Raw genomic sequence first — 18,483 nt, 5'->3', positions numbered from 1 at the left:
GAACAAACCCGCAGAAAATTCAAACACGTTTTCGCTATTCTCAACCCCATTCCAACTCCGGCTTCCGGAAAATTTTAGCTTGCACTAAACCTAATATGTTATCGTAGGGCCTATCAGCTATCGGAGGATGCCGCCAAGCAGCCTTGTATCACTCCGATCCCCCGTATTTTTCACCCGTACGGGATCTATTCATTCCAGCATGAAGGATCTGCCAATGCCCATTCCTCCCGACCTGTTCGAAGAGACCAAAACCGTTGCCCGCCGGTGGCAGGAGAATATCTCGCACCATATCGGGAAAGAGGAGCAGAGACTGCATACGATGATGCAGCGCATGCTGAAAAACCCTATTAACAAAATCTTCCTTATCGAACTGCTCGACCAGAGCTTCCGTTCCAAGGACCCCGACCGGGTCGCCGACCAGCTCGAATACATCTTCGAAAAATACAAAAGTACGGATTTCTTCAGCCACTTCGAGCAGATCCTGATCTGGCTCTTCCGCGACGTCGGCATCTATGTCAGCTCCCTCTCGGTCCCCATGTTCATCAACTACCTGCGCAACGACATCAGCAGCATTGTCATCCAGGGCGAAGACCCCGTCCTCTCCAAGCACATGAAAGCGCGCCGCTCAGAGGGAACCCGGGTCAATATCAACGTTATCGGGGAAGTCGTCCACAGCGAAGCCGAGGCTGAACGCCGGGTTGAAAAGTACATCGCGATGCTCGAGAACCCCGATATCGACTACCTCTCGCTCAAGATCTCCAATATGTTCTCGCAGATCCTGTCCCTGGCCCACGACAACAACGTCGCGCACGTCTCCTCCCGGCTGGAGCGGGTCTACCGGGCGGCCGTCGCCAACCCCTGCCACGACGGGGAGGGAAAGGCACAGCCCAAGTTCGTCAACCTCGATATGGAGGAGTACCGCGACGTCCGCATCACCATCGACGCCTTCAAAAAGGTCCTCTCCCAAGCAGAGTTCACGCAGCTGCATGCCGGGATCGTCGTCCAGGCCTACCTCCCCGATGCCATGCTCTACATCCGGGAACTGGCCGACTGGGCCAAAGCGCGCGTCGACGCCGGGGGCGCGCCGATCAAGATCCGTATCGTCAAGGGGGCCAACCAGGAGATGGAGCTGACCGAGGCATCGCTTCGCGGCTGGCCCAACGTCACCTATGCGCACAAGGCCGAATCCGACGCCAACTACAAAAAGGCGATGGACTACCTGCTCGACCCCGCCATCGCCCCCTACGTGCACACGGGTATCGCTTCGCACAACCTCTTCGACCACGCCCTGGCCATGCTGCTGGCAAAGGCGCGCGGCGTCGAGCAGTATGTCACCGCCGAGATGCTCGAGGGGATGAGCGAAGCGGCCTACCGCCTCCTCAAAGCCGAGGGGTGCAACGTCATCCTCTACGCGCCGACGGCGACCAAGGAGACCTTTACCAATGCCATCGCCTACCTGGTGCGCCGCTTTGATGAGAACACCGCCGAGCAGAACTTCCTGCGCCACAGTTTCGGACTCAGGGTGGACACCCCGGAGTGGGAGCAGCTTGTCAAAACTTTCGACGATGCCGTCGCCCTTATCCCCTCCGTGTCCGAAGCACCCAACCGTACCCAGGACCGTACCCGGCCGGTCGAAAAAACCGACATCGATCCTGCCGTCTACCATTTCGAGAACGAGCCCGATACGGACTTTATCCTCCCCGCCAACCGCGCCTGGGCGGAGGCGATCCGCGAGAAGTGGCAGCATATCGGCGAAAGCGGCGGCTTTAGCGCCTACCCCGTCGTCGGCGGGCAAGTCATGCAGCGCGACGAGACGGTCACGGTCATCGACAAGTCCCAGTACCATGAAGGCAAACGCGCAGGCGCCTACGTCGAAGCGACCCCGGAAGATATGAAAAACGCCATTGCCACGGCCAAGGCCGACCCCGACGGTTGGCGGGAACTGACCCCGCAGGCGCGCCAGAAGATCATGATGGAGGTCGCCCACGAGATCCGCGCTGCCCGGGGCGACCTCATCGGCGTGGCAGCCGCCGAAGTCGGCAAGGTCTTTACCGAGACCGACGTGGAGGTGAGCGAAGCGATCGACTTCGTCAACTTCTACCCCTACAGCGTCACCAAGCTGGCGGGACTGACGGGCATCGAGGCCAGAGGCAAAGGGGTCGGCCTCGTCATCAGCCCCTGGAACTTCCCCGTCGCCATTCCCACCGGGGGGATCGCCGCGGCCCTTGCCGCGGGCAACACGGTGATCCTCAAACCCGCCGAGGCCTCCATCCTCACCGCCTACCGCCTCTGCCAATGCTTCTGGGATGCGGGGATCAGTAGGAACACCCTGCAGTTTATCCCGGGACGCGGTGCCGTGGTCGGGGAGTATATGATCCCCAGCGAGGCGATCGATTTTACGATCTTTACCGGCGGCGAAGCGACGGCCTACCGCATCATCAAGGCCCGCCCCGACATCCACCTGAGTGCGGAGACGGGCGGCAAGGACGCCACTATTGTCACGGCGATGGCGGACCGGGACCAGGCGATCGGCCACATCATGGCCTCGGCTTTTCACAACTCGGGCCAGAAGTGTTCGGCGACCTCCCTGCTCGTCCTCGAAAAAGAGCTCTACGACGACGAGGAGTACAAGCGGCAGCTCAAAGAGGCGGCCGAGTCGATGCAGACCGGCTCCGTCTGGGACTTCGGCAACCGCGTCGGCACCCTCGTCGACCGCCCGGCGGGCAAACTGGAAAGGGCCCTCGAGGCTCTGGACGAGGGAGAGGAGTGGCTACTGGCACCCGACTATGCCGACCGGGGCAACCCCTATATGCTCACCCCCTCGATCCGCTGGGGAACCAAGCCCGGGGATTTCTGCCATATGAACGAGCTTTTCGGCCCGGTGCTCAGCGTCATGCGCGCCGAAGACCTCGAAGACGCTATCAAGATCGTCAACGCCACCGGCTACGGCCTCACCTCCGGGCTTGAATCCCTCGACCGCCGCGAACAGGAGCAGTGGAAAACGGCGCTGCTCGCGGGGAACCTCTATATCAACCGCGGCACAACCGGTGCGATCGTCCTGCGCCAGCCCTTCGGCGGGATGCGCAAATCGGCCATCGGCAGCGGCAGGAAAGCGGGCGGCTTCAACTACGTCAGCCAGTTTATGGATATCACCTGCCGCGAAACCAACCTCTACGAGTCCTGTTCCACCCCCTTCACCGACCGGATGCGGGTGATGCTCCAGCGCGACACCGTCTTTCATGACGAGTGCGAGAGGGCCCTGCGCCACCTCTGCCATTTCGCGCACTGGTATGAGACCGAGTTTATGAAACCCCATGACTACGCCCATATCCGCGGGGAGTCCAACGTGATCCGCTACCTGCCGGTCGCAAACGTCCTGCTGCGCCTCGAGGAGGGGGAGTGCCTGGAGGAGGCCCTCGCCACGATCATGGCCGTCAGGATGGTCGGTGCACGGCTGCATATCTCGCTGCCCGAACACTCCCGGCAGGCGGAGTTCCTCTGGCTCGAATCGAAGCAGGCGAGCCTGCTCGGGGAGCATGACGCCATCACCCGCGACAGCGAAGCGGTGTTCATCGACCGGATCCCCCATTACGAGCGGGTCCGCTTCCTCCGCCCTGAGATCGTCTCCCCGGCCCTCTTCGACGCCGTGGCCGACCGGGCCGTCTACATCGCCAGGGAGCCCTTCGTCGCCCACGGTCGAATCGAGCTGATGCACTACTTCATCGAACAGAGCATCTCCAACAGCTATCACCGCTACGGCAACCTCGGCATTGCCGGCCTGCACCCGGAAGAGGAGGTGTAGATGCAGACACCCGTACTGATCTCATTCGGACTCTACATGCTCGTCATGGTGGCCATTGGCCTCTACTTCTATTTCAAGACCGAGGACCTTGGCGACTACGTGCTCGGCGGGCGGGGCCTCGGCCCCGGCGTCACGGCACTGAGCGCGGGGGCCTCGGATATGAGCGGATGGCTCCTGCTCGGGCTGCCCGGCATGATGTACAGCGACGGCATCGCCGGTAGCTGGATCGCCGTCGGGCTGCTGATCGGCGCCTACCTCAACTGGCACTACGTCGCCCGCCCGCTGCGCATCATGACCCACCGTCTTGACGACGCCATTACGATTCCCGACTACTTCGCTAACCGTTTCGGCGATATCAAAGGCCATCTGCGTGTCATCACCGCCCTCGTGATTTTGCTCTTTTACACCCTCTATACCTCCTCGGGCCTCGTCGGCGGGGCAAAGCTCTTCGAAGCGACCTTCCACCTCGACTACGCCGTCGCCCTGGCCGTCGGCAGCATCATCATCGTCTCCTACACCTTCCTTGGCGGCTACAACGCCGTCAGCTGGACCGACTTCATCCAGGGAATCCTGATGATGCTCGCCCTTATCATCACACCTGCCGTCGTCATCAGCCACCTCGGCGGCCTCTCCGCCGCCCTGGAGCTGATGGAGTCGATCGACCCGACCCACCTCGACATCGTGCACGGCACCGGCATCATCGGCATTCTCTCCCTGATGGCCTGGGGGCTGGGCTATTTCGGGCAGCCCCACATTCTTGTGCGCTTCATGTCGATCCGCAGCGAGGATGAGATGCACTACGCCAAGGCGATCGGCATGGGCTGGATGGCCCTCTCCATTCTCGGCTCGCTGGCCGTCGGCTTCTTCGGCCTCGCCTACGTCGTCTCGTCGGGTACAGACCTCGCCGACCCCGAAAAGATCTTTATCGCCCTCTCGCAGCTGCTCTTCAACCCCTGGATCGCCGGCTTCCTCCTCGCCGCCATCCTCGCGGCCATCATGAGCACGATCGATTCGCAGCTGCTCGTCTCCTCGTCGGTCCTGACGCGGGACATCTACCACGCTACTCTGCGCAAAAACGCGTCGGACCGGGAGCTGGTCTGGGTCGGACGGGCCACGGTCATCGCGATCGCACTGATCGCCTGGTACCTCTCGACGGACAAAGACTCCAGCGTCCTTGCCCTTGTCGCGTACGCCTGGGCCGGTTTCGGGGCGGCCTTCGGACCGCTGATCATCCTCTCGCTTTACCGCCGCGACATCACCAAAGGTGGTGCGATTGCCGGTATGGTGACGGGGGCCCTCACCGTCATCGTCTGGAAACAGCTCGAAGGGGGAGTGTTTGACCTCTATGAACTCCTGCCGGGATTCATTGCCGGCTGGGTGGCGATCAGACTCGTCTCACCAATGACATCACCGGTCCCCGAATCGATCTTGCACCGCGTCGAAGAGACCAGCGGCGATTTCAGACGCAAGAAAGGGGAAGCGTGAGCAGACGCATCGTGATCAAAGTCGGCAGTGCCGTCCTCACCGAGGGCAATGAGATCGCCAGAGAACGGATGCTCGCCCTCGTCCAGATGATCGTCGACATCCGCGAGCGCTATGACGTCATCCTCGTCACATCCGGAGCGGTGGCAGCGGGCTACAGCGCGCTAAAACTCGACAAACGCGAACGGATTGGGAAAAAAGCCCTGGCAGCCGCCGGGCAGCCCATTTTGATGAGCAGTTATAAAAAAGAGTTCGATGTTCACGGCATCGATACGGCGCAGATTCTCTTGACGGAGGACGACTTCGATTCGCGCAAACGCACGGAGATGTTCCAGGAAATCATCAACGCGCACCTGGTCAACGACATCCTCCCCATCATCAACGAGAACGACATCACCTCCACCCCCGCACAGCTCTTCGGGGACAATGACCAGCTCTCCGCCCACGTTACCGATGCGACGGACGCCGACCTGCTCGTGATCCTCAGCGACATTCACGGCTACTACGACAAGAACCCCCGCGAACATAAAGACGCGAAACGCCACACGGTGCTCCACGCCGTCCCCCCGGAGGCCCTGAAGGCAGAATCCACCCCCAACGACCTCTTTGCCACCGGCGGGATCGTCACCAAGCTTATGGCCGCAGACTTCCTGCTGCGGCGCGGCAGAAGGATGTTCCTCTGCAACGGCTTCGAACTCTCCACGGCCGTCCAGTTCCTGATCCACGGCGAACAGACGCTGGGGACGCTCTTTGAACCGCGACCGAAGATAGCAGGTTAATCCAGGAGCGCCAACAGCCCTTCGATCGTATTGATGCGGTGGGTCGCAGCTGAGAAGTCGTGCTGCGCCGTAAAGGCGTTATCCACGATGACGCAGTCAATGCCGGCACTCACCGCCGAACGCAGTCCCCGCTGCGAATCCTCGACGACAACAGCTTCATGCTTCGCGCCGCCGAGCAGTTCCAACCCTTTCAGATAGGGATCGGGGTAGGGTTTCGCCCGGGCGTATTCGCCGCTGCAGAGTACGAACTCCATACTGTCCGTGATCCCTCTGCCGGCATGGATCAGTTCAAAATCCTCCCGCCGTGCCGAGGTGACAATGCCCATCCGGTAGCGCGCTTTGAGGGCATCCAGGACCTCGTGCACCCCTGGGATGGCGATCTCCTCGGTCTGCAGGTAGTACTGGTAGAGCTCGTTCCGCCTGCTGCGGGCCGCTTCGACCGTTTCGGAGTCGTACCCCGCCTCCTCCGCCAGCAGAAAAGCACTCTGGCCGTTGATCATGATCTCGCGGTAACGCGCCTCTTCAAGGGTGATGCCCATGGTTTTCAGGATTTCGACGTTGGCCCGGAAATACCACGCCTCCGTTTCGACAAGTACGCCGTCGTTGTCGAAGAGAATGTACTTTTTCTGCCGCACGTCAGAGGGTCTCGATGTCGACGATCTCGATGCGGTCGCACCCCTTCTTGAGCAGTTTTTTCGCTTTTGCATCCTCTTCGGCGAGGGTCAGCGCATCCATGAAACTCTCTTTGGGGATGGTCACCGTCTGGAGCGCCTTTTTATTCTTGATCGTCAACGCACCGGGGTCCGTCACCACGGCCTCGATATCCCTTTTGCCCTTGGCATAGGCATTTTTGATTGCCCGCGCAACCGCTTCGTTCTGCAGCAGATCCGCCAGCGTGACGCTGATCTCCAGATCGCCGTCGCAGAGCACAATATACTTGATCATCATTTCACCCGTCATGACTGTTCCTTTCGTAAATAAAACCATACCATAAATGAGTGTGGAGGCCCGAAAAGCGGGCGGTACGTCAGACGAGTTTGCAGATAATGCTGCCGATCTCCGCCCCGATGGAGCGGGAGACGACGTTGCATTTGACCTTGAGCAGGTACACGAGGTCGCTGCGCGGTGCGGGGGAGAGGCATTCGTAGTTGCCCATCCCCTTGGTGAGCACCACGTCGCTCGTATCGAAAAGGTGCTGCGCCGCTGTGCTGGCACGTTCGTAGACGAAGCCCGGGGTGTCGACGCCGCTGTCGACGAGGTCGGCGACCTCCGCCAACCCGTCCGCCATCGCCTCGTCGAAGGTGACGTCGTTGATGATCGGCTTGCCGCGGGTCATGTAGGTGATCGCGAGCTGCGGGTAGAGCGCCGCGATGGCTTCGATAGCCAGGGCGTCGAAGAGATGCTCGCCGGCATTGTCGCCGATATAGAGCAGCGTCTTTGCAGCGGCGAGGCGCTCGCGCAACGCATCCACGTCGTCGTGGGCAAAGTGGGTATGGAAAAGCTTGTCTATTTCCGTATCGAGGTCGAAGGAGACTTCGGCCGCAAGGTCGATGACGTTGCCCGCGACGCCGACTTTGACAGCCGTCAGGAAGGGATCTTCGGCCTTAGCGATCTGTTCGCGCAGGAAAGGGATGAAGGTTTTCGCTTTTTCGGAGGAGTGGCGCTTGACCTCATCGTAGAGGTCTTTTTTCCCGGCGAGCACGGCAAGGTGTTCGTAGACCTCCCGGGCGACTTCCGGCGGCGACTTGGCAAAATCGAAATCTTTCGACATTGCCAAAACGTCATCATTGATTTTCTTGCGAAGTGCCGCGTCGGCACCGATCGCGTCTGCTACACGCAGACTTTGACCGATGATACACTCGACGCAGGCATTTTCGATTTTCATTTACAGTTTGGTCTCGATCTCGAGGGAGTCCATCTCGACTTTTTTCGCCTTGGCGACACGGTCTTCCTGGAGCTTGATGCGCAGGTCCTCGTTCTCAAGGGCCATGATCTGCATCGCGAGGTAGGCCGAGTTGATCGCACCCGCTTTCCCGATGGCCACGGTCGCGACCGGCATGCCTGCCGGCATCTGGACGGTGGAGAGGAGCGCGTCGATCCCGCTCAGCGCCGAGGCGCTCATCGGCACGCCGATGATCGGTTTGACCGTTTTGGACGCCAGGACACCCGCAAGGTGCGCCGCCATGCCTGCCGCTGCGATGAAGACCTGGGCCCCCTTCTCTTCCGCTTCGCGGATGTACTCTTTGGTACGTTCCGGCGAACGGTGCGCCGAAGAGATAATCAGCTCATACTGCACGCCGAAAGTTTCCAGCGTATCCGCGCACGACTTCATGACGTCATAGTCACTCTTGGATCCGATAATGATAGAAACGAATTTCATTTCATGCCCTTCTGTTTTGGATGCGGAATTATACCGAATTCACGGCGGGCGTTAGCGGCGCCGCTATACGGGCGGCGACTGGTCGATCCCGTCGGCGGGGATACGCAGGAAGCAGTATTGGGGCAGTCTGCCCGGCAGAGCGATGGGGTTGACGTTGCCGCTGTGCACCGCTTCCCACTCCCGGCCGTTTTCCGCGACGAGCTTGTCAAAACGGACATACCAGCGGCCGTCGCGCTCGTAGATCGAACCGTACTCGTTCGTATAGGGAGAGAGAACGGCGTCGGAAGGCGCAACGATCTCCGCCTCGTCCCCGGGACGGGTCGTGTACTTGCAGAGGAAATGTTCGCCGTCTTCGGTGACCATGCCGCTTACCTGGTGCGTCCCCATCTGCATCGTGAAATCGAGGCTCTGGGTGTCGTGTTTCTCGAAGGGGCGGTTGACGAGGTAGGCGTCGGTAAAACCGCGGTTCTGCATCGTGTTCAGCTCCTCCTGGTAGCGTTCGCTCGGTTCCAGCCCCGCATAATAGTCATCGATGGCCATACGGTACGCCTTGGCCGTGATGGCGGCATAGTAGCTTGCCTTCGTCCGCCCCTCGATCTTGAGCGAGTCGACCGCACCGGCATCGATGATCTCCTTGATATGCGAGGCGAGGTTGAGATCCTTCGAGTTCATGATATAGGTCCCGATGCCCGGGTCCTCTTCCAGCCGGAACAGCGTCCCCGTCTCCGGGTTCGCCGCGTAGAGCTCATAGGGAAAGCGGCAGTCGTTGGCGCAGCTGCCGCGGTTGGGGACCCGGCCGCTCTGCACGGTCGAGATGAGGCAGCGCCCGCTGTAGGCGAAACACATCGAGCCGTGGACGAAGACCTCGAGCTCAAGGTCCGGCAGCTCCGTTTTGATCTGTTTAAGATCTCTGAGCGAGATCTCCCGGGCGGCAATGATGCGGCGCGCCCCCATCTCGTAGTAGACCTTGGCGTCCAGCACGTTCATGACGTTGGCCTGGGTCGAGAGGTGCAGCGGGATCTGCGGCGCGAGTTTGTGCGCCAGCTGAAGGACGCCCGGGGTCGCGACGATAAAGGCGTCCGGTTCCAGCTCCGCCATCGCAAGGATGTGCTTCTCCAGCAGGTTCAGCTGGGAGTTGAAGGGGAAGCCGTTGATGGTCGTGTAGACCTTTTTGCCCCGCGCATGGGCGTAGTCGATCCCCTCTTTGAAGCTCTCCATCGTAAATTCTTTGCCCGAACGGATCCGTAGCGAGAAGTGGCTGACCCCGCCGTAGACGGCATCGGCCCCGAAGTCGATCGCGATCTTGAGTTTCTCCAGGTTGCCCGCCGGGGAGAGTAGTTCAACTTTATGCATTCTTTTTCTTTGAATCTTTTTGCGTATTTTACCCGACCTTCTTGATACGCACCCTATAATGGCATAACTAATATGGGATTCAAGCTATGAAAATCGACCTGCACAACCATACGACACTCTGCAACCATGCCGAAGGCACCGTCGACGAATATGTCCAGGCGGCCATCGCTGCGGGCATCGACGTTTTCGGTTTTTCCGACCACGCCCCGATGGCGTTCGACCCAAAGTACCGCATGCAATTCGAGGAGATGGAGCACTACCACGCCATGGTCATGGACGCGCGGGCTAAGTACGAGGGCAGCATCGACATCCTTTTCGGCTACGAAGTCGACTACCTCGAAGGGCATATGGACGAGAGGGTGCTGGACGCCGATGTCGACTACCTTATCGGTTCCGTGCACTTCCTCGACGATTGGGGCTTCGACAACCCCGAGTTCATCGGCCAGTACGCGCACGAAAATATCGACGTCATCTGGGAACGCTACTTCGGCCAGGTCGAAGCAATGGCCAAAAGCGGCCACTTTGACATCGTCGGCCACCTCGACCTCATCAAGGTCTTCAAATTCATGCCCGAACGCGATATCGTCTCCATCGCGGGTTCTGCCCTCGATGCCGTCGCCGCGGCGGGGATGACGATGGAGATCAACGTCGCGGGCTACCGCAAACCCGTCGCCGAAGCCTACCCCTCCCCGGAACTGCTCAGGGCCGCTTTTGAACGGGGCATCCCCGTCACCTTCGGCTCCGATGCGCATGCGCCGGGACAGATCGGCCTGTTCAGAGATGAGGCAGAGGCCCTTGCACGGGAAGCAGGGTACACCGAATGTGTATACTTCCGTAACAGGAAAGCCTACAGCACGCCGCTGTAACACGCTTCAATCTCCCCATTTCCCTACAAAAAGCGACAAATTGCCTAAATTTTGTCCACACTGTTTTCTCAAGCGTAAAGGACATTCAGATATACTTACCGCAAATTATCACCTCAGGAGAAATCAATGGGCAAATTCGTTAACAACATTGACGAGTTCTTTAAATACTGTGAAGAGAACGACGTACAGTTCGTCGATCTCCGTTTCACAGACATCAAAGGGGCATGGCACCACCTCACGTACCGCATGAGCGCCGTCAATGAAGGCAACCTGACAAACGGATTCCCTTTCGACGGTTCTTCCATCGAAGCATGGCAGCCGATCAACCGCTCTGACATGCTCCTCAAGCCGGACGTACCGACGGCATTCCTCGACCCTTTTACAGCTGATCCGACCATTATCGTCTTCTGTGACGTCTTTGATATCTATAAAGGCGAACTCTACGAAAAATGCCCGCGTTCCATCGCGAAAAAAGCCCTGAAACACGCTGAAGATCTCGGTATCGCCGATGCAGCTTACTTCGGACCGGAAAACGAATTCTTCATCTTCGACGAAGTCCACTTTGTCGACTCCATCAACGAAGCGGGCTACCGCATCGACACCGAAGAAGGTGAGTGGAACTCCAACACCCGTTTCGAAGAGACCTACAACACGGGTCACCGCCCGGGCACAAAAGGTGGTTACTTCCCGGTAGCGCCGACTGACTCCATGGTCGACCTCCGTGCCGAAATGATGATGGTCCTCGAGCAGGTCGGTCTCGAAGTCGTTCTGGGTCACCACGAAGTTGCACAGGGCCAGGGCGAGATCGGTATCGTCTTCTCCGACATCATCGGTGCTGCGGACAACGTCCAGAAGTACAAGTATGTCGTCAAAATGGTCGCACACCTCAACGGCAAAACAGCAACCTTCATGCCGAAGCCGCTCTTCGGTGACAACGGTAACGGTATGCACACGCACCAGTCCCTGTGGAAAGACGGTAAGAACCTCTTCTACAAAGAAGGAAACTACGCTAACCTCTCCGAGATGGCACTCAACTACATCGGCGGTATCTTCAAACACGCTAAAGCGGTTGCGGCGTTCACCAACGCATCTACCAACTCCTACAAGCGTCTTATCCCGGGCTTCGAAGCACCGAGCATCCTGACGTACTCCAGCCAGAACCGTTCTGCTTCCTGCCGTATCCCGTACGGTGCAGGTGAAAAAGCGACACGTATTGAGATGCGTTTCCCGGACTCTACAGCTTGTCCTTACCTCGCCTTCGCCGTCATGATGATGGCCGGTCTCGACGGTATCAAAAACGCTGACATTCCGGTCGGTCCGATGGACGAAGACCTCTTTGAACTGACCCTCGACGAGATCCGTGCAAAAGGTATCCCGCAAATGCCGCATACCCTCCGCGAAGCGCTGGAAGGTCTCATCGCAGACAATGACTTCCTCAAGCCGGTCTTCACGGAAGAGTTCATCGAAGCATACCAGCACTACAAATTCGAGCGCGACGTATGGCCGGACGAAGGCCGCCCGACTGCCTACGAATTCAAAACCACTTACCAGTGCTAATCCTACCCCCGTTACGGGGGTAAACTCCTCTTGTTTTTTTCCGCTAAAATCAGCCCCGCTTTATCCTAGTTTCGCTATAAATAAAACATATATTCAGAACATTTTTCGAATCAGAGACAGGAACGAGTGAAACCGCCAAAAACCCAGACACTAATCGACGACATCCTGACCCTGTCAAGACAGTGTGACAACGGATTGCGCGAAAAGATCGAACTCCTGATCGAAAGCTACACCACCGAAGGGTCTGCACGCGAACACATGCTGGAATCGCGGGTTATCGAAGAGATCAACAAGCGTCTGGAACGTGAAAAAGTGCTGCAGAACCAGGCGAAGATGGCGGCCATGGGCGAGATGATGGATGCCGTCGCCCACCAGTGGAAACAGCCCCTCAACGCACTCTCCATGTACGGCGACCTGCTGAAGATGGACTTCGAGGCCGGGGACGTCACGCTGGAGTACGTCGAAAAGTTCGTCGAGGATATCCAGGAGCAGATCACCCACATGGTCTCGACGCTGAGCGAGTTCCGTACCTTCTTCCGTCCGGACAAGGAGAGCGGCCCTTTCGGGCTCAAACGCTGTACCCAGTCGGTCCTGCTGCTGGTTCACGACGAGATGCTGCGCAACAACATCGCCGTCACCGTCGAAGAGGGGCGCGAGGTCATCGTCTCCGGGATCGAAAACGAGTTCAAACACCTCCTGCTCAACCTCCTCGCCAACGCGAAGGATGCCTTTATCGAACGCGAGAGCCAAGCGCGCGAGATCCACATCCGTTTTTACAAAAAAGGAGCGCATATCTACATCGAGGTGGAGGACAGTGCCGGCGGGATCGACCCGGAGCTGCTTGATGAAATCTTCAAGCCCAACTTCACGACCAAACGCGACGACAAAGGGACCGGAATCGGCCTCTACATGAGCACCCAGATCGCCCAGAAGATGCAGGGTTCCCTGACCGTCGAAAACACCGGCCGCGGGGCCCTCTTCCGCCTCGAACTCCCCCTCCCCTGACCTGCTGAAACTTTTCGCGGACTGAACAAACACCCCCGCCCGCCACCCCAAATCCGTACCCGGTGACAGTTTTGCTATAATTGCGCACGATTTCTAGCAGGAGATCGACTATTTTAGTTCAAGGAGGAGCATATGAAAAATGCTCACAGCGGTAAATACCGCCCGTACCCCAAGATTGATTTGCCGCAACGCCAGTGGCCGGACAACACCATCGACAAAGCACCCCTGTGGTGCAGCGTCGACCTGCGCGACGGCAACCAGGCGCTGGTGACTCCGATGAATCTGGATCAGAAACTTGAACTCTTCGACCTCCTGCTCAAACTCGGTTTCAAGCACATCGAGGTGGGCTTCCCCTCTGCGTCCAAGGTCGAATTCGACTTTCTGCGCACGCTGGTAGAGCGGAAACTGATCCCGGACGACGTCACCATCCAGGTCCTCGTCCAGGCAAGAGAGCACCTGATCGACAAAACCTTCGAGGCGCTCCGGGGTGTCAAAAAGGCGATCGTGCACCTGTACAACTCGACGTCGACGGCACAGCGCAAGATCGTCTTCAAAAAAGAGCAGGAGGACATCACCGCCCTCGCCCTCGAAGGCGTCGACATGGTCAAAAGCCGTGCGGCAGACTTTGACGGGGAGATCACGCTGGAGTATTCGCCGGAGAGCTTTACCGGGACCGAGATGGAGTTTGCCGCCCAGATCTGTAACGCCGTGACGGCACGCTGGGGCATCAGCGCAGAGCGTCCGGTGATCATCAACCTGCCGGCGACGGTGGAGATGGCGACGCCGAACATCTATGCCGACCAGATCGAGTGGATGAGCCGCCACCTGGACAACCGGGAGCACATTCTCATCTCGACGCACACGCACAACGACCGCGGCACCTCCGTCGCGGCAACCGAGCTGGCACTGCTGGCGGGCGCCGACCGCGTCGAAGGGACCCTGCTCAGCAACGGCGAGCGGACCGGGAACGTCGACATCATCACCCTGGCGCTGAACATGTACACCCAGGGCGTCGATCCCGGACTCGATTTTGGCGACGTCAACACCGTCGTCGACGTCGTCGAGCGCTGCACGGATATCGAGACGCATGTCCGCCACCCCTACGTGGGCGAACTGGTCTATACGGCCTTTTCCGGCTCCCACCAGGATGCCATCAACAAAGGCCTGGCCTACCAGCGTGCGAAAAGCGAGCCGTTCTGGGAGGTTCCGTACCTTCCGATCGACCCGGCCGACGTCGGCCGGACGTATGAGAGCATCATCCGCATCAATTCGCAGTCGGGCAAAGGGGGTGTCGCCTACATCCTCGAGGATAAATTCGGCTACCAGCTGCCCAAGAAGATGCACCCGGAGATCGGACGTATCGTTCAGGGTGTCACGGATGTCGAAGGGCGTGAACTGACGGCGGAGGAGATCCTGGGGATCTTTGAAAAGACCTATTTCGAGGTACCGCAGTACATCGAGTTCGTCGATATGGCCGTCAACTCCGAAACGTCAAAAAGCGGGATCGTCACCGTCAAACTGACCTACCGCTATGAAGGCGAGGAGATTACGAGCACGGGACAGGGCAACGGGCCTATTGACGCCTGCCGCAAGGCACTGGCCGAGAAGTTCCCGCACGCCTTCGTGCTGCGCTCCTACGCCGAGCACTCCTGCGGGGAGCAGTCCTCGGCGAAGGCCGTCGCCTACATCGAGATCGAGACGGAGGATTTCGGCTCCTTCTTCGGTGTCGGACGCGACAACGACATCACCATCGCCGGCGTTATGGCGATGTTCAGCGCCCTGAACCGGGCGTATCATTCCTAATACACGTGATACGGAGTAAAACCCCGTATCACTACGCTGGCCGCTGTGGCACTAAAGTACAACGCTGCTTTCGGCAGCGTCATCATCATGCATCAAATGCAAAGCCCCGTCTCGCTACGCTCAGCCGCTATGGCACATGTAGCGCAGTGGAATTCCGCAGCAATGCGAGGACAAAAGCACACCGCTGTTTCCGACAGTGGCGTTATGTCCATTAAACCCCATATAGCTATTGACATCGTCAACACAGTTTTTCCCACTCAACAGTCTATTCTTTCCCTCTACCCGCTACTTTCCTCGTAGCCGTAAAGTCTAGAAACTGATGGCGGCGGTGAGTTCCGGGTAACCGCGTCTGATCGTATCGCCGTTACTGCGGCTGTACCACTCCTCAGCCCATCCTACTGACAGGTAGACGCGTCCTTCGGCGTAGGCAATGCCGGCCCGGGCACCGAGGGTCTCGTAATCGTCATAATTACCGCTGATGAAAGTGTGCCGGTAAAAGACACCGGCATAAGGTCGGAATGTAGCACTGAGGGGGAGAAAATAGGTCACCGGGAGGTCGACTTCGTTCATCGTCGGCGTACCGCCGAACCAGCCACGGTAGCCGATGCCGACGGCAAGACCGTTCAAAGCAAAATAGTTCGCACTGACGCCTACAATCGTGTAGGTATTGTCAAAGCCGGTGCCGCTGCCCACTGTCACCGCGACGCTCTTCGACCCGCGGTCAAAAACCCCCGCCTGAAGCAGGAGCGCCGTCGCCATTAACCCAAGGGTGATCTTTTTCATAGGGACTCCTTGGGGCCATTGTAGCACACGCGTTTAGAAGAGGAGGCCGTCCTCGGCCTCGGAAGGCATCTTCTCCACCGGCGGCGGGGAGGCCTTGGTAAAGAACTCCTCGGCACCGTTGCGCTCAACCTTCGTCACCCCCTCGGGCATCTCGAATTTGCGTTGAACCTGCGGGAAGAGGTGCAGAAGCTGGGTATAGTATTTCCGGAACGCCGGGGCCGCCGCACGCCCCCCCGTCTCTTTTTTCGGCAGCGGCGTATTGTCGTCGTTCCCGAACCAGACGATGGTCTCGACGCTCGGCGAATAGCCGGCGAACCAGGCGTCGATGGAGTTGTTCGTCGTGCCCGTCTTCCCGGCCGTCTCAATCCCGCCGACAGCCGAGGCACGCCCCGTCCCCCGCAACACGACGTCACGCAGGATCGTCGTCATCAGGAACGCCTGGGCCGGACTCGTAATCTCTCGATGCTTCGGCTGCGCATCGTAGTGTGTGCCGTGTTTGTCGATGCTTGTAATGAGGAAGGGTTCGCTCTGGACCCCGTCCGCGGCAAAGGAGCTGTAGGCGCCGGCCAGTTCGACCGGCGATAGGGTGATACTGCCCAGGGCCAGGGAGAGGTCCTTCGGCAGGCCGGCAAACTGGTAGCGTGAGAGCTCGCGGTAGATACGCGACAGCCCGATATCCGTCACCAGGTTGATAGTCGCGAGGTTCCGTGAATGCACCAGCGCTTCGCGCAGGGTGATCAGCCCTTTGTAGTCGCGTTCGTAGTTCTTGGGCTGCCACTTCTTCTCGCTCCCCTCCGTCTCATAGTCGTAGGTACGTGAGATGTCGACGAGCTCCGTCGCCGGCGAATACCCCAGGTCCAGCGCCACCTGGTAGATGAAGGGCTTGAAGGCCGAACCCGGCTGGCGGCGGGCCTGCGTCGCCCGGTTAAAGGCGCTCTTGGTGTAGTCCACCCCGCCCACAAGTGCAAGGATTTCACCTGTGACCGGGTCGATGCTGACCAGCGCGCCGTTGAGCTGTTCGAACTGGCTCGCGTTGGCATCCTTGTCGCGCTCCAGGGCGCGGCTGATGATGCCGTCGTAAGCATACGAGAGGGCCGACCGCCCCGCCTCCTGCAGCCGCAGGTCCACGGTCGTATTGATCGTGTACCCTCCCGTCCGGATATCGGGATAGAGCACCTCCGCACGCCGCAGGACCTCGTCCGTGACGTAGGGGGCCTGATTCTGCGTCAGGGTTTCGTCGAACACCTCCGGACGCTCCTGCATCGCCGTGTTGTACGTTTCATCGTCCACCCATCCCAAGTCATGCATACGCGCAATCACACGGTTCGCCCGCCCCAGAGAGAGTTCGTAATTGCGTGTCGGCGCATAGAACGAGGGGGCTTTCGGCAGCCCGACGAGCACGGCCGTCTCTTTAAGCGTCAGCCGGTTCAGCGGTTTGTGAAAATACCCCATCGCCGCCGTTTTGATGCCGTAATAGCCGTGCCCGAGGTAGATGGCGTTGAGGTAGCGCTCGAGGATATCCTCTTTGCTCAGCTCCGTTTCGAGTTTCAGCGAGAAGATCAGCTCCTTGAGCTTGCGCGAAAACTTCTTCTCCCGTGTCAGCAGTGTGTTTTTGACGAGCTGCTGGGTGATCGTACTGGCCCCTTCCACCAGTTTGCCCGCCTTGATATCCTTGACGATAGCCCGGAATATGGCATCGACATTGACGCCGCGGTGCTCGAAAAAGGTCGTATCCTCGATGGCAAGCAGCGCTTCGATCATTTGCGGCGGGATCTCGTCGAACGTTGCAAACGCACGGTTCTCCTTGTCGAAGATATTGGCGATCTTCTCGCCGTTGCGGTCAAAGATATAGGTCGTCAGCGGCGGATTGTAGCGGACCAGTTTGCGGGTCTCATGCCCGTACTGCGCCACGAAGTAAGCGACGAAAAGGAACAGGGCGACCACACCGGCCAGGCCTCCCCACAGCAGCATTTTTTTCACGTTCTAAACTCCCTTCCGGCGAAACTTGATTCAATCAGTGTGCGCGTATATGCATGTTGGGGCGACGCCATCACCTGCGCCATCTCCCCCTGTTCCACCACGCTGCCCTCGCGGATGACGCAGACCTCGTCGCAGAGCGCGCGGGCCGAGACGATGTCATGGGTGACAAAGAGCATGCTGAAGCCCATCTGTGTCTGCAGCTCCCGCAGCAGGGCGATGATGACGCGCCGCGTCTCGGGGTCGAGGGCTGTCGTCGGCTCGTCGAGCAGCAGCAGTTTCGGTGCATGCGACAGAGCAATGGCGATCACGGCGCGCTGCAGCTGCCCGCCGGAGAGCTCCGGCGGGAACCGGTCCAGCAGGCCCGCATCGAGGCCCACCCGTGCCATCAGCGTTTCCGCCTCCCCCCGGGTGACCCCGTCAAAATGGCGCCCCACCCGTGTCAGAGGGGAGAGGGCCGTAAAGGGGTTCTGGGGGACGAATGCGACGGTCTCGCCGCGGCGGAGCGCAAAGGGGGCTTCCAGCTCGATCGTCGGCGTCATCGCGGGCGGCAGCATCCCCAGCAGCGCCTTGAGCGTCAGACTTTTTCCGCTTCCGCTCTGCCCCACCAGGGCCAGCGCACTCTCAATGCCGAAGGCAATATCCACCAGCGTGCTGCCGTCAAAATCGATCCGTAAACGTTTGACCTGAATCATC

15 protein-coding genes are annotated in these 18,483 nt (G+C 59.3%); 7 read left to right on the top strand and 8 right to left on the bottom strand.

The window, feature by feature from the left end; translation table 11 throughout:
- Window positions 1-214 precede the first annotated feature (214 nt).
- From WCX18_RS02175 to proB, 3 genes are read left to right on the top strand one after another with little or no spacing between them, the layout of a single operon-like run.
- A complete protein-coding gene (locus WCX18_RS02175; protein ID WP_345989173.1) occupies window positions 215-3,802 on the top strand; it encodes a bifunctional proline dehydrogenase/L-glutamate gamma-semialdehyde dehydrogenase in 3,588 nt (1,195 codons plus the stop codon).
- Window positions 3,803-5,287: a sodium/proline symporter PutP gene (gene putP / locus WCX18_RS02170; RefSeq protein ID WP_345989172.1), complete on the top strand. Its 1,485-nt coding sequence runs from the start codon at window positions 3,803-3,805 to the stop codon at window positions 5,285-5,287.
- Window positions 5,284-6,063: a glutamate 5-kinase gene (gene proB / locus WCX18_RS02165; RefSeq protein WP_345989171.1), complete on the top strand. Its 780-nt coding sequence runs from the start codon at window positions 5,284-5,286 to the stop codon at window positions 6,061-6,063. The genes putP and proB overlap by 4 nt, the downstream gene beginning before the upstream one ends.
- On the opposite strand, the gene WCX18_RS02160 is transcribed toward proB, so the two are convergent.
- The 5 genes from WCX18_RS02160 to WCX18_RS02140 all read right to left on the bottom strand — a co-directional run bounded on the left by WCX18_RS02160 (window position 6,060) and on the right by WCX18_RS02140 (window position 9,796).
- Window positions 6,060-6,698: an HAD family phosphatase gene (locus WCX18_RS02160; protein ID WP_345989169.1), complete on the bottom strand. Its 639-nt coding sequence runs from the start codon at window positions 6,696-6,698 to the stop codon at window positions 6,060-6,062. The two genes, proB and WCX18_RS02160, sit on opposite strands and share 4 nt — an antisense overlap.
- Before the next feature lies 1 nt (window position 6,699).
- Entirely contained in the window at window positions 6,700-7,023 is a 324-nt protein-coding gene (locus tag WCX18_RS02155) for a hypothetical protein (RefSeq protein WP_345989167.1), read from the bottom strand.
- Window positions 7,024-7,090: 67 nt separating this feature from the next.
- Window positions 7,091-7,948 (bottom strand): ARMT1-like domain-containing protein, encoded by an 858-nt coding sequence (locus tag WCX18_RS02150; protein WP_345989165.1) that lies wholly within the window; start codon window positions 7,946-7,948, stop codon window positions 7,091-7,093.
- Entirely contained in the window at window positions 7,949-8,443 is a 495-nt protein-coding gene (gene purE / locus WCX18_RS02145) for a 5-(carboxyamino)imidazole ribonucleotide mutase (protein WP_345985947.1), read from the bottom strand.
- Between the two features lie 63 nt (window positions 8,444-8,506).
- Window positions 8,507-9,796 carry a peptidase U32 family protein gene (locus WCX18_RS02140; protein ID WP_345989163.1) on the bottom strand — a complete coding sequence of 430 codons (1,290 nt, stop codon included), beginning with the start codon at window positions 9,794-9,796 and terminating at the stop codon, window positions 8,507-8,509.
- An 86-nt stretch (window positions 9,797-9,882) separates the two neighbouring features.
- Here WCX18_RS02140 and WCX18_RS02135 point away from each other — a divergent pair, with 86 nt between their 5' ends.
- The 4 genes from WCX18_RS02135 (at window position 9,883) to leuA (ending at window position 15,027) form a co-directional block, all read left to right on the top strand.
- Window positions 9,883-10,662 carry a histidinol-phosphatase HisJ family protein gene (locus tag WCX18_RS02135; protein ID WP_345989161.1) on the top strand — a complete coding sequence of 260 codons (780 nt, stop codon included), beginning with the start codon at window positions 9,883-9,885 and terminating at the stop codon, window positions 10,660-10,662.
- Window positions 10,663-10,788: 126 nt separating this feature from the next.
- Window positions 10,789-12,219: a type I glutamate--ammonia ligase gene (gene glnA / locus WCX18_RS02130; protein ID WP_345989159.1), complete on the top strand. Its 1,431-nt coding sequence runs from the start codon at window positions 10,789-10,791 to the stop codon at window positions 12,217-12,219.
- 126 nt (window positions 12,220-12,345) lie between these two features.
- Window positions 12,346-13,224 carry a HAMP domain-containing sensor histidine kinase gene (locus tag WCX18_RS02125; RefSeq protein WP_345989158.1) on the top strand — a complete coding sequence of 293 codons (879 nt, stop codon included), beginning with the start codon at window positions 12,346-12,348 and terminating at the stop codon, window positions 13,222-13,224.
- 132 nt (window positions 13,225-13,356) lie between these two features.
- Window positions 13,357-15,027, top strand: a complete 1,671-nt coding sequence (gene leuA / locus WCX18_RS02120) for a 2-isopropylmalate synthase (protein ID WP_345989156.1) — start codon at window positions 13,357-13,359, stop codon at window positions 15,025-15,027.
- 309 nt (window positions 15,028-15,336) lie between these two features.
- Here the strand turns inward: leuA and WCX18_RS02115 are convergent, their stop codons facing one another.
- The 3 genes from WCX18_RS02115 to WCX18_RS02105 are packed head-to-tail and all read right to left on the bottom strand — an operon-like array spanning window position 15,337 to window position 18,482.
- Complete coding sequence (locus WCX18_RS02115; RefSeq protein ID WP_345989154.1) at window positions 15,337-15,810, bottom strand: hypothetical protein; 474 nt, start codon at window positions 15,808-15,810, stop codon at window positions 15,337-15,339.
- Window positions 15,811-15,843: 33 nt separating this feature from the next.
- Window positions 15,844-17,781 (bottom strand): PBP1A family penicillin-binding protein, encoded by a 1,938-nt coding sequence (locus tag WCX18_RS02110; protein ID WP_345990749.1) that lies wholly within the window; start codon window positions 17,779-17,781, stop codon window positions 15,844-15,846.
- Window positions 17,782-17,786: 5 nt separating this feature from the next.
- The gene (locus WCX18_RS02105; protein WP_345989152.1) at window positions 17,787-18,482 is read right to left on the bottom strand and encodes an ATP-binding cassette domain-containing protein; all 696 of its coding nucleotides are present in this window, start codon (window positions 18,480-18,482) and stop codon (window positions 17,787-17,789) included.
- Window position 18,483 lies beyond the last annotated feature (1 nt).

Origin of the sequence: Sulfurimonas sp. HSL1-2, assembly GCF_039645565.1 — a bacterium.
Classification (GTDB): Bacteria; Campylobacterota; Campylobacteria; order Campylobacterales; family Sulfurimonadaceae; genus Thiomicrolovo; species Thiomicrolovo zhangzhouensis.
This window is presented reverse-complemented; position numbering and strand designations above follow the sequence as displayed.

Excerpts from the sequence above, each read along its gene's own strand:
- WCX18_RS02155 (WP_345989167.1), bottom strand. The coding sequence starts at position 7,023 with ATGACGGGTGAAATGATGATCAAGTATATTGTGCTCTGCGACGGCGAT.
- WCX18_RS02140 (WP_345989163.1), bottom strand. The coding sequence starts at position 9,796 with ATGCATAAAGTTGAACTACTCTCCCCGGCGGGCAACCTGGAGAAACTC.
- glnA (WP_345989159.1), top strand. The coding sequence starts at position 10,789 with ATGGGCAAATTCGTTAACAACATTGACGAGTTCTTTAAATACTGTGAA.
- WCX18_RS02110 (WP_345990749.1), bottom strand. The coding sequence starts at position 17,781 with ATGCTGCTGTGGGGAGGCCTGGCCGGTGTGGTCGCCCTGTTCCTTTTC.
- WCX18_RS02105 (WP_345989152.1), bottom strand. The coding sequence starts at position 18,482 with ATGATTCAGGTCAAACGTTTACGGATCGATTTTGACGGCAGCACGCTG.
- WCX18_RS02115 (WP_345989154.1), bottom strand. The coding sequence starts at position 15,810 with ATGAAAAAGATCACCCTTGGGTTAATGGCGACGGCGCTCCTGCTTCAG.
- WCX18_RS02150 (WP_345989165.1), bottom strand. The coding sequence starts at position 7,948 with ATGAAAATCGAAAATGCCTGCGTCGAGTGTATCATCGGTCAAAGTCTG.
- leuA (WP_345989156.1), top strand. The coding sequence starts at position 13,357 with ATGAAAAATGCTCACAGCGGTAAATACCGCCCGTACCCCAAGATTGAT.
- putP (WP_345989172.1), top strand. The coding sequence starts at position 3,803 with ATGCAGACACCCGTACTGATCTCATTCGGACTCTACATGCTCGTCATG.
- purE (WP_345985947.1), bottom strand. The coding sequence starts at position 8,443 with ATGAAATTCGTTTCTATCATTATCGGATCCAAGAGTGACTATGACGTC.
- WCX18_RS02135 (WP_345989161.1), top strand. The coding sequence starts at position 9,883 with ATGAAAATCGACCTGCACAACCATACGACACTCTGCAACCATGCCGAA.
- WCX18_RS02175 (WP_345989173.1), top strand. The coding sequence starts at position 215 with ATGCCCATTCCTCCCGACCTGTTCGAAGAGACCAAAACCGTTGCCCGC.